Origin of the sequence: Vibrio sp. 947, assembly GCF_033339115.1 — a bacterium.
GTDB classification, from domain to species: domain Bacteria; phylum Pseudomonadota; class Gammaproteobacteria; order Enterobacterales; family Vibrionaceae; genus Vibrio; species Vibrio alginolyticus.
On the sequence record NZ_JAWOTX010000011.1, the window covers coordinates 63,420 to 77,031 of the forward strand.

A 13,612-nucleotide genomic window follows, 5' to 3' on the forward strand; every position below is an offset into this window, starting at 1 on the left:
CTTTAGGATTAAGCGATGCTAAAATATTGATGTATATCAAATAGTGAAAGGTTGTTATGATTTCTGAAAAACCTGCAACAAAGCGTATCCAATCAGGCGGTTGCGCCATTCATTGCCAAGATTGTAGCATTAGTCAACTGTGTATCCCGTTCACTCTAAATGAGGCAGAACTTGACCAGCTTGACCAAATCATCGAACGTAAGAAGCCTATTCAAAAAGGACAAGAGCTTTTTAAGGCCGGTGATGAGCTAAAATCGCTATACGCTATCCGCTCTGGTACCATCAAGAGCTATACGATCACAGAGCAAGGTGATGAGCAAATCACAGCGTTTCATTTAGCTGGAGACTTAGTCGGTTTCGATGCTATCACTGGTGACTCCCACCCTAGCTTTGCTCAAGCACTCGAAACGTCGATGGTATGTGAAATCCCATACGAAATTTTAGACGATCTATCGGGTAAAATGCCTAAGCTTCGCCAGCAAATCATGCGTTTGATGAGTAACGAAATTAAAGGTGATCAGGAAATGATTTTGCTTCTTTCTAAAAAGAACGCAGAAGAGCGACTAGCTGCTTTCCTTTACAACCTATCAACGCGTTTTTCTCAGCGTGGCTTCAGCCCTAGAGAGTTTCGTTTAACTATGACTCGTGGTGATATTGGCAACTACCTTGGTCTTACAGTCGAAACGATCAGTCGTTTGTTAGGTCGTTTCCAGAAATCTGAGATCCTAAGCGTAAAAGGTAAATATATCACTATCTTAGACCACGATGCATTGATGGAACTTGCTGGTGTAACTAAAGAATAATACACCCTAATTATTGATGTAGCTCGAAAATGAGCTACATCATATTTCTCATAAATTCCTTTCGAAAGTCCTCAAAAAGTTCTCCAAACTAAGCTACAGTAAAAATGTACGGTGAGTACTCCAAAATACTGATTTAATTTACATTCAGTATCTGGTTTTGCAATAGAAGTGGGCTTAGTTATGAGTATATACAGTAAGATCCTTGTTGTAGCTGACATCAATAATGATGAGCAGCCCGCACTTGCAAGAGCTGTTCAATTAGCTCAGAAAAGTGTATCTAGAAGCCGAATCACTTTCTTTTTATCCATTTACGATTTCTCGTATGACATGACGTCAATGCTATCAGTGGATGAAAGAGATGCTATGCGTCGAGGTGTCATTCATCAGCGTGAGCAGTGGATGCGTAAAATTGCTCAACCATACCTAAACGATGGCTTCGACTTTGATGTTTGTGTTGTCTGGCACAACCGCCCTTATGAGGCGATTATTGCTGAAGTCTATGCAGGCAATCATGACCTAGTCATCAAAGGCACACGTAAGCATGATGTTTTAGAGTCTGTCATTTTCACACCGACAGATTGGCACTTGTTGCGAAAATGCCCTATTCCAGTGCTTCTTATTAAGAATGCTGCTTGGCCGGAACAAGCAAGTATCCTTGCCTCAGTACATGTGGGCTCAGAAAACCCGACTCATATTGATCTCAACGATACGATGGTCGAGCGATTAAAAGAAATCACCACTCGGCTTGAGGCCAAGCCATATCTTGTTAACGCCTACCCCGTTACACCGGCGAACATTACGATTGAACTTCCTGAATTTGACCCAACGACTTATACCGATGCGGTGCGAGGTCATCATTTAACGGCTATGAAAGCACTACGCCAAAAACATGGTCTTGATGAAGAACAAACGATAGTTGAGCAAGGTTTACCTGAAGATGTCATTCCGGCAGCTGCAGAGCGCTTGAACGCAGCAATGGTTATTTTAGGTACCACAGGGCGAACAGGGCTTTCTGCTGTCTTTATTGGTAATACAGCGGAGCACGTAATTGATAAAATAAATTGCGATGTGTTGGCTCTAAAACCAAAAGGCTACATTAGTCCTCTCGATCCAAATACAGCAACCTAATCTCTCTTTAGTATTGTTATGTATTGAGCGCTTTCAAATAAGCGCTAATAAATCCCCCCAATACAGGGGGATTTTTGTTTGGGAACAGTTAAAGCATTGGGTACAAAAAAGGAGGTCTAATTGACCTCCTTTTTTACGAGTTAGATGTTCGTAACATCGATGAACATTGATTCATCAATATTCGTCGAAGAAACGACAGCCTCATTAAATTCATACTCTTCGCGGTTACCTTCACGATCTAGCGGTAAGTTAACAAAGTCGAACAATTCGCGGTCTGCTAGTTGGCTTGGGCTTACGTTTTGAATTGATTTAAAAATTGCTTCCACACGCCCTGGCGTCTTCTTATCCCATTCAATCAACATTGCTTTTATAGATTGACGCTGAAGGTTCTCTTGAGAGCCACAAAGGTTACACGGAATTATTGGGAAATCCTTGTGCTCAGCGTATTTGATCAAATCTTTTTCACGACAGTAAGTCAATGGACGAATGACCACGTTACGACCATCATCAGAGCGTAGCTTTGGTGGCATCGCTTTAAGGCGAGAGCCGTGGAACATGTTCAAGAACATTGTTTCGACGATGTCATCCATGTGATGACCTAGCGCAAGCTTAGTTGCACCAATCTTCTCTGCAAATGAATACAGCGTACCACGTCGCAGGCGTGAACAAAGACCACAAGTGGTTTTGCCTTCTGGTACCTTCTCTTTTACGACGGAATACGTGTCCTTATCGACAATATAGTAAGGGATATTCAGTGTTTCGAAATACTCTGGCAGAATGTGCTCAGGGAAGCCCGGTTGTTTTTGGTCTAGGTTTACTGCAACCACTTCAAATTTGATTGGCGCAGCTTTTTGAAGATTCAACAGGATATCAAGCATCGCGAATGAATCTTTACCACCGCTAATACATGCCATCACAACATCGCCTTCTTCGATCATGTTGTAATCAGTAATGGCATTTCCAACATGTCTTCTCAGGCGTTTCTGAAGCTTGTTGAATTCTAGGGTTTCTTTTCTTGTATCTATTTGGTTCATTGCGGGCTCTCACATCGCCGATAAATCGACTAGGACTTCCTAACATGGGTTTCTTTGGGGCGTGGATTATACGAGCTTTTTACACAGGATTAAATGCTTGTCTTATTGAGTCTTTAAGAAAAGAGTGTGAAAGATACTTTAGTTACGGTCACAAATGAAAAAAGAGCTGCGATTGCAGCCCTTTCTAAACGTTCAGTGTTCATTTCTTTGCGTTAGGTAGATAAGGTAACACTCGCATCGTCGGTTCTGGTAGTGTCATTGTGCCACCTTGCCCTATTTCACTTAGTGCGACTTGTATCTTGCCATTGACAATTGGCTTTTCGGTTCCGTTTGAGAAAATCACTTTATCATTCAGTTGATTTGCAAACTCCATCGTCACACCTTGAACCTCCGGTGTAAACCAACCCGCAAACATACCGCCTAAATCTTCCAGCATCGTCTGCATTTGAGGTAGAAGAGGCTTAAGTTGGTCGTAAGAAACGTTACCCTGTAATGGTTCTTTGGTCATCACGACAAGTGAGTAATCGCAACGTGTATCTTTTGGGGTATCGACAAAAACCAACGGATTCGCTGACTTTAAGTTTTTATCAACAGGTAAAGGCAACTCTTGTGAAGCAGGGATAACAAACTCTTCATAGTGCTCTTCTTTTTCCATCCAAGCTTTTTCTATCATACAAATTTGTTTAGTTTTTGCGTCCACAAAAAAGACACCAACTTTCACATCGTCATGCCCTTCTTTATTGTTGTTTTTTAGTTGAGTATATAACTTTGAGTACGTGAACATGTACTCTTGAGCTTGGGTTATCGGCGATGCAAGAATTAGCGCCGCACTTCCCAACAGACTTAGGCTTAACTTTTTCATTTTATCCGTTATTTTATTGCGTCCAGTAGGCGTTGTTATGACGAATCATAGCGCGAAGATCGTGTACATAGGCGATGCCACGTTCAGAATAGGCTAGCAACCCATGCGTTAACTCTGACGCGGTTGCGACCGTTAACAAGCCCTTGTTCTTTTCAGCCAGAGATGTTCTGATTTCACGCAGGTCTGCATACGCTGGGTTTCGATTAACGTTCATAAAGTAGCCATGAACAGACTGTTGTACAGAATCGAATTTTTCAACTTCATGAACTTTGTTAGCGCCACGTTGCGCTGGAACAATTCCACAGCCCTTTTTATAACACCATTGGCCGAACAAGTTGTTTGCTTGAGTAGCAAAACGAGAAGTGCCCCACGCAGATTCATTTGCCGCTTGAGTTAGAACCAAGGCTTCAGGTAAGACGTTCACTCGCACAAGCATCTCGTCTAGCCATGCTTGATCAATCTTATCGTTACTCAAGGGCAACGAATACAGAGATGATAACCGCTGAGCATACTCTTGTTGTTCTTGCGTCACTTGTCCCACCTTTAAAGAGGTAAGAAAGGCCCGCTCATGACGAATTCGTTGATTCTCAAGAGCAATTTTAGGCCTTAAAAAATCAAAAAAAGCAGCTTTTTTCTCTTTCGTATCTTTTATTGAATTGAAGTCTGGGATATCACCGATGTATGGCAAGTGTGATAAATCGACATGCTTAATCTTGCCAGAGAGTACGTCAGGATTTTCCACATATTTAAACTGTTTCTCGTAGTGTAAATATGGGCCTATAGAAATGAAAGTGGCGGCTATACAGGTTGCCGCCACTCGTAAACTTATTGATTTCAAAGAATTAGGCATCAAACACCTGTGAGTTACCATCGTGATCATTATCGTTTTTCTGTGTTGTAACGATCTTAAGCTTAATTCCAAACATTTCGCGGTAGAGTATGCCTTTCAAATGGAAGAAGAATGGCAGCACAAAAATCAAGCCAATACCGTAGAACATTGCTGCAATAATAAACATTAACATCACGCCTAAGTAAAGCCCCGCGACCACAAAAATCTTCTTGTTGATTGCGCGAAGTGATAACAGCAACGCTTGCATTGGTGGCACCCTTTTCTCACAAATCAACAAAATAGAGTGACTAAATGCCAAGGAAAGATACAGCGACAGTAAAGGAAAAATCATACCAACCACACCTTGTAGCATTAAGCTCATGAGCGTTGCTAGAATAACAGGAATGGTGAACTGCAACCCCTTTCCAACATGGCGCAACTTAGTCTTCAGGCCAGCGACATGGCTCATAGCCATCAAGCTGATCCCCGCATAAATTGGGGCGCTAATCACCTCATAACTGAAATTCGCGACATAAATAGAAGACACAATATCGTTTGTGAACGACTCTGGGTTCTCAAACGCATCAAGAATAACGGTCAAATCGCCCAACTGCAGTTTTAATGCAATATAGAAAATACCTAACTGGACAAAAAGCAATACAATAATGGCAGGAGAAAATGATAAAAAGTGCTGGATGGTTGCTCGCCAAGCTTCGTTAAAAACCGCGCCAGCTTTAAGCTCGTAGTTGCCAGACAAAGCTCGCTCTACACTCCCCCCAAGATTGAAATCTTTCTCAAAATCGTCGTTCATAGTTTATCCAAGACTAACTTGTAAAATTTTGACTGGAATTCCAGTCAATTAATGTAATCGTCATTATAAAGAAATCTTTCCACATCTAACATCACAACTCACCTACAATCCTTGCAATCTCAACTGTATGGTTGATAATTAACCACTTTCAAGGTCATGAAATTGAAACAATTGTTGAACAAAGTTTAGTGCTATCAAACTGTGTCTAGATGCCAATTAATCTCATAAAAACAGTATGGTAAGGAATGATGGCTTTTTCCTGCAAAATTATTTCTGTTTCAAGATAAGAAAATGCTTTAATTTCACACTTTTGGTGATTATGATGCGCGCCTCAAAAGTGAATGGTTAGTGTCACATCAGCTGGGATAATCCCGGCTTGAACGTGGGGGAAATACAGACGTTGAACGCAAAACCGCAAGCAGGAAAGCCAGTTATTCGTTTATCTGGTATTAGTAAAAGTTTCGATGGTAAGGAAATCATCGGTAATTTAAATCTGGATGTTAATCATGGTGAATTTCTGACGATTCTCGGGCCTTCTGGTTGTGGTAAGACAACAGTTTTACGCATGATTGCAGGTTTTGAAACGGCAGATAACGGTCAAATTATTTTGGATGACCAGGATGTAACACAGGTTCCTGCAGAGCAAAGGCACGTCAACACGGTATTTCAAAGTTACGCATTGTTTCCACATATGACCGTATATGAGAATGTCGCTTTTGGTCTTCGTATGCAGAAAACGCCTACTGCGGACATTGAACCACGAGTAATGGAAGCACTGCGCATGGTGCGCCTAGAAAAAATGGCACAGCGTAAGCCTCATCAGCTTTCTGGTGGTCAGCAACAACGTATCGCCATTGCGCGTGCGGTTGTTAACAAACCAAAAGTACTGCTGCTAGATGAATCTCTATCTGCACTTGATTACAAACTGCGTAAGCAAATGCAAATTGAGCTTAAACAGCTTCAGCGTCAACTTGGTATTACCTTTATCTTTGTTACGCACGATCAGGAAGAAGCCCTATCGATGTCTGACCGCATTATTGTAATGCGCGACGGTGTTATTGAGCAGGATGGTTCTCCACGTGAGATTTACGAAGAGCCGAAGAACCTATTTGTTGCTCGCTTTATCGGTGAGATCAACGTATTCAACGCAACCATGCTAGAGCGTATCGACGAGAAACGTATCCGTGCAGAAATCGAAGGTGTCGAGTCTGTTGTTTACTACGATCAAGAAGCACAAGCCGGTGACAAACTACAAGTACTACTTCGCCCAGAAGACTTACGTATCGAAGAGATCAAAGAGTCTGAAGAAAAAGGCATCGTAGGTCACGTAACCGAGCGTACCTATAAAGGTATGACGCTTGATTCAGTTATCCAATTGGATTCGGGCATGCGTGTAATGGTTAGCGAATTCTTTAACGAAGATGATCCTGATGTGGACCACTCACTTGGCCAGAAAGTCGCTATCACTTGGGTTGAGAGCTGGGAGGTAGTCCTCAATGATAAGCAAGAAGATTAATCTTCAAAACGCGATCATTACCTTAATCGTCGGTTGGTTAACACTTTTCGTGTTGGTACCAAATGTGATGATTATCGGTACGAGTTTCTTAACGCGTGATGAAGCAAACTTAATCGAAATGACATTTACTTTCGACAACTACTTACGTCTACTCGACCCCTTGTATGCGAAAGTGCTGATGCACTCGTTCTACATGGCGATCGTGGCGACGTTGTTGTGTTTAGTAATTGGTTACCCATTTGCTTACATCATAGCGAAAATGCCAGAGAAATGGCGCCCATTTATGTTGTTCTTAGTTATCGTACCTTTTTGGACAAACTCTCTTATCCGTACTTACGGCCTGAAGATTGTTCTGGGTACACAAGGTATTTTGAACAAATCATTAATGGCGATGGAAATCATCGATAAGCCATTACGTATTATGTACACCGAAACAGCAGTAATGATTGGTCTTGTGTACATCCTGCTTCCATTTATGATTCTGCCGCTTTACTCGGCAATCGAGAAGTTGGACAACACTTATATCGAGGCGGCGAAAGATCTTGGTGCGAACAAGTTCCAAACCATTACGAAAGTGATTCTACCTCTGACAATGCCTGGCATTATCGGTGGTTGTTTGTTGGTTCTGCTACCAGCACTAGGTATGTTCTACATCTCTGACCTTCTTGGTGGTGCGAAGAACCTACTGATTGGTAACGTTATTAAGAGCCAAGTATTGAACGCTCGTGACTGGCCATTTGGTGCTGCGACCAGTATCGCCCTCACCTTCGCAATGGCTGTGATGCTTTACGCTTACTACAGAGCAGGCAAACTATTGAATAAGAAAGTGGAGCTAGACTAATGGGACGCACAGTTAGATTTAGCTTTATGGCGCTGGTGTATGCATTTTTGTATCTGCCAATCATCGTCTTAATTGTTAACTCATTTAATGCCAACAAATTTGGTATGAAATGGGGTGGTTTCACCACGAAATGGTACGAAACCTTAGTAAATAACGACAGCCTAATGCAAGCTGCATGGCATTCATTGAACGTAGCGGTATTCTCAGCGACAGCAGCAACCATCATTGGTAGCTTAACGGCCGTTGCCCTATTCCGTTACTCGTTCAAAGGTAAAGGTGCGGTAAACGGCATGCTGTTTGTCGTGATGATGTCTCCCGATATTGTAATGGCGATTTCATTACTTGCTCTGTTCCTAGTATTAGGCGCACAGCTTGGCTTCTTTACACTATTGATTGCTCACATCACCTTTTGTCTACCATTCGTTGTGGTAACTGTATACAGCCGCTTAAATGGCTTTGATGTGAAAATGTTGGAAGCAGCAAAAGACCTTGGTGCAAGCGAGTGGGTTATCTTGAAACAGATCATCCTTCCTCTCGCTAAACCAGCGGTTGCCGCAGGTTGGTTATTGAGCTTTACCCTGTCTTTGGACGATGTGATCATCAGCTCGTTTGTAACGGGTCCAACATACGAAATCTTGCCATTGAAGATTTACTCCATGGTTAAGGTGGGCATTTCACCGGAAGTGAACGCCCTAGCAACGGTGATGTTGATTGTTTCTTTGGTCTTGGTAGTAATTTCTCAGTTGCTAGCAAGAGAAAAAGTGAAGTAGAATCCGCACCTGTTAACATCACGAAACAGAATGGTTACATGCCATTCTGTTTTTCTATCTATCGTCCAAAATTGGACAACGTTTGGTTTGGAGCTAACGTCAATGAAAAAATGGGCTACTCTATTAGCTGGTAGTGCATGTGCGCTTTCTCTGTTCTCTGGTACAGCGACAGCGGATGATAAAGAACTAGTATTTATGAACTGGGGTCCTTACATCAACAGTAATATCCTAGAGCAATTTACTAAAGAAACTGGCATCAAAGTGATCTACTCGACTTACGAGTCGAACGAAACTTTGTATGCAAAGCTAAAAACCCATAACCAAGGTTATGACCTAGTAGTACCTTCAACGTACTTCGTGGCGAAGATGCGTGACGAAGGCATGCTACAAAAGATCGATAAGACTAAGCTGAAAAACTTCGGCAACCTAGATAAAAACTACCTAGACAAGCCTTACGATCCAAGTAACGACTACTCTATCCCACACGTTGTTGCGATTACAGGCCTAGCGGTTAACGCAGATATGTACGATCCAAACGACTTCCAAAGCTGGGCTGACCTATGGAAGCCTGAGCTTGAAGGTCAAGTAATGTTGATGGACGACACTCGTGAAGTGTTCCATATCGCTCTGCGTAAACTTGGCTACTCAGGTAACTCAAAAGACCCTAAGCAAATCGATGAAGCGTACGCTGAGCTACAAAAGTTGATGCCTAACGTTTTAGTTTTCAACTCTGACAACCCTGGCGCACCTTACATGTCTGGTGAAGTGGGCGTTGGTATGCTTTGGAACGGTAGCGCCGCAGCGGCACAAAGTGAAGGCCTGAACCTTAAACTCGTTTTTCCTAAAGAAGGCGGTATCGGCTGGGTTGATAACTTCGCTATCTCTTCCGGTGCGAAGAACGTAGAAGCCGCTCACAAGATGATTGACTTCCTACTGCGCCCAGAAATCGCAGAGCAAATCTCTCGTGATACTGGCTACCTAACGGCGGTGGAAGAATCGAATGCTAAGTTTAAAGACGTTGCCCCACTGTTCCCTTCTCAAGAAGACCTTGACCGCGTTGAATGGCAAGATGCGGTTGGTGATCTAACCGTTAAGTACGAAGATTATTTCCTCAAGCTGAAAGCGGGACAATAATCTAGCTTGTGTAACAAGTCATCAACCATAGGAAAATAGGCAGCAATACGCTGCCTATTTTTGTCTTAGGCTGATATAATCGCGCGTTGCTAGGTTTATTTGTCTTGGTATCATAGATTTATCGTCTCATAACAAGGAGACAACGATATTCAAGCTAAATGAACATATTTGTGCTTACTGCGATTTGGCTCAACTCGATAACTCCAGCTAGTATTGACTTGTCCAATCGCGAAACAAAACGGAAAACAAATGAAAAGTAAATTCTACGCAAGCGCTCTATGTGCAGCGACGCTCATCGCTACCCCTGCAATGGCTGCTGATCAAGAACTGTATTTCTACAACTGGTCGGAATACATTCCAAACGAAGTTCTTGAAGACTTTACAAAAGAAACCGGAATCAAAGTTATTTACTCTACATACGAATCTAACGAGAGTATGTACGCAAAACTAAAAACTCAAGGTTCTGGTTACGACTTGGTAGTACCGTCTACCTATTTCGTCTCTAAAATGCGTAAAGAAGGCATGCTACAACAGATCGACAAAGAGAAATTATCTCATTTTGCCGATCTTGATACTAACTTCCTAAACAAACCGTTCGATCCGAACAACAACTACTCTATCCCATACATTTGGGGTGCGACCGGTATTGGTATCAATGCTGACATGCTAGACAAATCATCGGTTACTAAGTGGGATGATTTTTGGGATAGTAAGTGGGAAGGTCAACTAATGCTGATGGATGATTCTCGCGAAGTATTCCACATTGCATTGACTAAGCTTGGTTACTCACCAAACACGACTAACCCAGAAGAAATCAAAGCCGCTTACGAAGAACTGAAAAAGCTAATGCCAAACGTATTAGTATTTAACTCAGACTTTCCTGCAAACCCTTACCTTGCGGGTGAAGTTTCACTAGGCATGCTTTGGAACGGTTCTGCATACATGGCTCGTCAAGAAGGTGCGAACATCGACATCATCTGGCCAGAAAAAGGCACTATCTTCTGGATGGACAGCCTAGCAATTCCAGCTGGTGCGAAGAACGTTGACGCAGCTCATAAGATGATCGATTTCCTACTACGTCCTGAGAACGCAGCTAAGATTGCACTAGAGATTGGTTATCCTACGCCAGTTAAAACGGCACACGATCTGCTACCGAAAGAATTTGCTAATGATCCAAGCATCTTCCCACCACAAGAAGTGATGGACAGCGGTACTTGGCAAGATGAAGTTGGCGAAGCGAGCGTAATGTACGATGAGTACTTCCAAAAGCTAAAAGTGAACAACTAATTCGTTAGTTTTAAAGATATGAAAAAGCGGCTCATGAGCCGCTTTTTTGTTCTTAATGACAAGACAAAAACTCTTCCTGTTGAAGTTATTACGCTCTTTCTTTTCCTTCTAGAGCCAGTATCTCGTCAACTAATTTTGGAACCTCAACGCTTGCTTTTCCGTAGCGTTTTTCCTCAAATTCACTTTCTACCGCACTAGGTTCTAGGTTAATTTCAATGGTATGTGCGCCGTGCATTTTTGCATCATGAACAAAACCTGCTGCGGGATACACAACGCCAGAAGTCCCAATAGAAATAAACAAATCTGCTTCTTCTAATGACGCGTAGATATCACCCATTCGCAGTGGCATTTCACCAAACCAAACAATATGTGGTCGCATTTGTGAAGGGATCTGACAACAGTGACAAAGTTCGCCTGTCTTAATGTCCTCATTGTGCTCTACTACTTGGTTAGATTCACTACAGCGCGCCTTGAGCAACTCACCATGCATGTGAATCACATTCTGACTGCCGCCTCTTTCGTGAAGGTTGTCTATATTTTGAGTGATGACCGTCACTTTACCTTCTAACTCAGCCTCTAAACGACCTAATGCTTCATGCGCTGCATTAGGCTTTATCGCATTATCTTGAAGTTTCTTGCGGCGTTGGTTGTAAAAGTCTTGAACAAGGTCCGGATCGCGAGCAAACCCTTCAGGCGTTGCTACATCTTCGATACGGTGATTCTCCCATAGGCCATCTTGCGCACGAAATGTTTGAATACCAGATTCGGCCGAGATACCTGCACCAGTAAGTACTACAATATTTCTATAAGGGAAATTCATAACTCATCCTTGCTGTTTTTTCATTAGCTTAACACTGAAAGAATAGCAACAGTAGTAATATGGATTAGACCATAGTCGTAATGGTCACTATTAGAATTACAATTTAAGAGGAACAGCAATGAGACAAGTATCTCTAACGTTTACATTGCTTCTGACTTTGGCAGGCTGTCAACTTACCAATGTTGAAGGCGAAGTCGATGATGTAAAGGTAAGAGTCAGCACCAATGATGATGACCATCGAGGTAATGGTAATTTCTGTCCTCCGGGCCAAGCCAAGAAAGACAATTGCTAAAAGAGCGGCTTTATGCCGCTCCCATATTGGCCTCAATCCTCGTTGGTCGAAGATATTTTATGAATGGCTAGGTCAGCGCCATTGAATTCGTCTTCTTCTGAAAGCCTCAGTCCCATACTGGTATTAATCGCACCGTAGACTACAAGTGCACCAAGCGCTGCGATGGAAAGGCCCAAAAGCGTTCCTAGAAGCTGAACGATAATGCTCACGCCACCTAGCCCACCCAATGCGCTTTGACCAAAAATCCCAGCGGCAATACCACCCCAAGCGCCACATACACCGTGTAAAGGCCAGACACCTAGCACATCATCAATCTTGGTTTTGTTTTGTAGGTGGGTAAAAAGATAAACAAATAGCACGCCAGCAATCGCACCTGTCACTAAAGCACCGATAGGATGCATTAAGTCTGAGCCCGCACATACAGCAACCAAGCCAGCTAGTGGGCCGTTATGAATAAAGCCAGGGTCATTCTTACCAGCCAACAGTGACGCGACAATGCCCCCGACCATTGCCATCAATGAGTTCATAGCCACCAAGCCACTTATGCCTGACACAGTTTGAGCTGACATGACGTTGAAGCCAAACCACCCCACACATAAGACCCAAGCTCCCAAAGCCAAAAACGGAATATTCGAAGGTGCAAAGTTGGTGTGCTTTCCTGCTCGAACTCTGCCTTTTCTCATGCCCAAAAACACGACAGCAACAAGCGCTATCCAGCCGCCAACACCATGCACAACGACTGAACCTGCAAAATCGTGGAAGCCATAACCAAAGGTATTTTCAAACCAAGCTTGAACACCAAAGTTTCCGTTCCAGATCATTCCCTCAAATAACGGGTATACGATGCCGACAGTGAAAAATGTTGCGATAAGAATCGGATAAAAACGAGCTCGCTCTGCGATACCACCAGAAACAATAGCAGGAATCGCTGCAGCGAAGGTCAGCAAGAAAAAGAACTTCACCAACTCGTAACCATTACCTTGAGATAATGTCTCTGCATCAGCAAAGAAGGTGCCGCCATAAGCGACCCAGTATCCAATGAAAAAATACGCAATGGCGGAAATACCGAAATCGGCCAAGATTTTAACTAAAGCATTAACTTGGTTCTTTTGGCGCACGGTTCCTACTTCAAGAAAAGCAAAACCAGCATGCATCAAAAAGACCATGATTGCGCCAAGTAGTAAGAAAAGTGTGTCGGAACTTTGCGTGAGAGTTTGTACAGCGCCGTGTACCTGATTGGCAGTTACACTCATTATGATTGTCTCCGTTGATCTGTAGCGCACTTATCCTGTGCATCAAAGTTAGGCTCATCACCAATTTGGTGAACTTAGTTTATAGAGCGTCTAACAGAGCAATTCTCATTCCATAATTTACATTTCTAACACTTACACTTTAATTTATTGTTTTGTATGAACTTTAATAAAATTATGCATTCTTGAAATGGTGCTTAACACGCTAATAAATGCACCAATGTGGTTTTAGTGC

General features: G+C 42.7%; 14 protein-coding genes. 8 read left to right on the forward strand and 6 right to left on the reverse strand.

Annotated elements, in window-relative coordinates:
- The first annotated feature begins 56 nt into the window (after positions 1–56).
- Both R7Q39_RS15270 and uspE read left to right on the forward strand, forming a co-directional pair.
- A complete protein-coding gene (locus R7Q39_RS15270) occupies positions 57–803 on the forward strand; it encodes an FNR family transcription factor (RefSeq protein WP_005377497.1) in 747 nt (248 codons plus the stop codon).
- A gap of 180 nt (positions 804–983) precedes the next feature.
- Positions 984–1,931, forward strand: coding sequence for a universal stress protein UspE (gene uspE, locus R7Q39_RS15275; protein ID WP_005377500.1), 948 nt, complete (start codon positions 984–986; stop codon positions 1,929–1,931).
- A 140-nt stretch (positions 1,932–2,071) separates the two neighbouring features.
- On the opposite strand, the gene ttcA is transcribed toward uspE, so the two are convergent.
- The 4 genes from ttcA to R7Q39_RS15295 form a co-directional block, all read right to left on the reverse strand.
- A complete protein-coding gene (ttcA, locus tag R7Q39_RS15280) occupies positions 2,072–2,965 on the reverse strand; it encodes a tRNA 2-thiocytidine(32) synthetase TtcA (protein WP_005377502.1) in 894 nt (297 codons plus the stop codon).
- A gap of 199 nt (positions 2,966–3,164) precedes the next feature.
- Entirely contained in the window at positions 3,165–3,827 is a 663-nt protein-coding gene (locus tag R7Q39_RS15285; RefSeq protein WP_025766641.1) for a DUF2987 domain-containing protein, read from the reverse strand.
- A 13-nt stretch (positions 3,828–3,840) separates the two neighbouring features.
- A complete protein-coding gene (locus R7Q39_RS15290; protein ID WP_017634900.1) occupies positions 3,841–4,677 on the reverse strand; it encodes a glucosaminidase domain-containing protein in 837 nt (278 codons plus the stop codon).
- Positions 4,670–5,467, reverse strand: coding sequence for a hypothetical protein (locus R7Q39_RS15295; protein WP_005377508.1), 798 nt, complete (start codon positions 5,465–5,467; stop codon positions 4,670–4,672). The genes R7Q39_RS15290 and R7Q39_RS15295 overlap by 8 nt, the downstream gene beginning before the upstream one ends.
- A gap of 400 nt (positions 5,468–5,867) precedes the next feature.
- Between R7Q39_RS15295 and potA the strand changes: the two genes are divergently transcribed.
- The 5 genes from potA to R7Q39_RS15320 all read left to right on the forward strand — a co-directional run bounded on the left by potA (position 5,868) and on the right by R7Q39_RS15320 (position 11,015).
- Positions 5,868–6,983 carry a spermidine/putrescine ABC transporter ATP-binding protein PotA gene (gene potA / locus R7Q39_RS15300; RefSeq protein ID WP_216613637.1) on the forward strand — a complete coding sequence of 372 codons (1,116 nt, stop codon included), beginning with the start codon at positions 5,868–5,870 and terminating at the stop codon, positions 6,981–6,983.
- The gene (gene potB, locus R7Q39_RS15305; RefSeq protein WP_005377512.1) at positions 6,964–7,824 is read left to right on the forward strand and encodes a spermidine/putrescine ABC transporter permease PotB; all 861 of its coding nucleotides are present in this window, start codon (positions 6,964–6,966) and stop codon (positions 7,822–7,824) included. Before potA ends, potB begins: the two co-directional genes overlap by 20 nt.
- Positions 7,824–8,594: a spermidine/putrescine ABC transporter permease PotC gene (gene potC, locus R7Q39_RS15310; protein ID WP_005389180.1), complete on the forward strand. Its 771-nt coding sequence runs from the start codon at positions 7,824–7,826 to the stop codon at positions 8,592–8,594. Before potB ends, potC begins: the two co-directional genes overlap by 1 nt.
- 102 nt (positions 8,595–8,696) lie before the next feature.
- Positions 8,697–9,728 carry an extracellular solute-binding protein gene (locus tag R7Q39_RS15315; RefSeq protein ID WP_017634902.1) on the forward strand — a complete coding sequence of 344 codons (1,032 nt, stop codon included), beginning with the start codon at positions 8,697–8,699 and terminating at the stop codon, positions 9,726–9,728.
- 249 nt (positions 9,729–9,977) lie between these two features.
- The gene (locus R7Q39_RS15320) at positions 9,978–11,015 is read left to right on the forward strand and encodes an extracellular solute-binding protein (RefSeq protein ID WP_025766646.1); all 1,038 of its coding nucleotides are present in this window, start codon (positions 9,978–9,980) and stop codon (positions 11,013–11,015) included.
- An 88-nt stretch (positions 11,016–11,103) separates the two neighbouring features.
- Here R7Q39_RS15320 and cobB read toward each other — a convergent pair whose 3' ends face one another.
- Positions 11,104–11,835 carry a Sir2 family NAD+-dependent deacetylase gene (cobB, locus tag R7Q39_RS15325; protein ID WP_005377522.1) on the reverse strand — a complete coding sequence of 244 codons (732 nt, stop codon included), beginning with the start codon at positions 11,833–11,835 and terminating at the stop codon, positions 11,104–11,106.
- Positions 11,836–11,953: 118 nt separating this feature from the next.
- Between cobB and R7Q39_RS15330 the strand changes: the two genes are divergently transcribed.
- The gene (locus tag R7Q39_RS15330) at positions 11,954–12,127 is read left to right on the forward strand and encodes a hypothetical protein (RefSeq protein ID WP_005377524.1); all 174 of its coding nucleotides are present in this window, start codon (positions 11,954–11,956) and stop codon (positions 12,125–12,127) included.
- 32 nt (positions 12,128–12,159) lie between these two features.
- Here R7Q39_RS15330 and R7Q39_RS15335 read toward each other — a convergent pair whose 3' ends face one another.
- Positions 12,160–13,380, reverse strand: coding sequence for an ammonium transporter (locus tag R7Q39_RS15335; RefSeq protein ID WP_017634904.1), 1,221 nt, complete (start codon positions 13,378–13,380; stop codon positions 12,160–12,162).
- Positions 13,381–13,612: the final 232 nt, after the last annotated feature.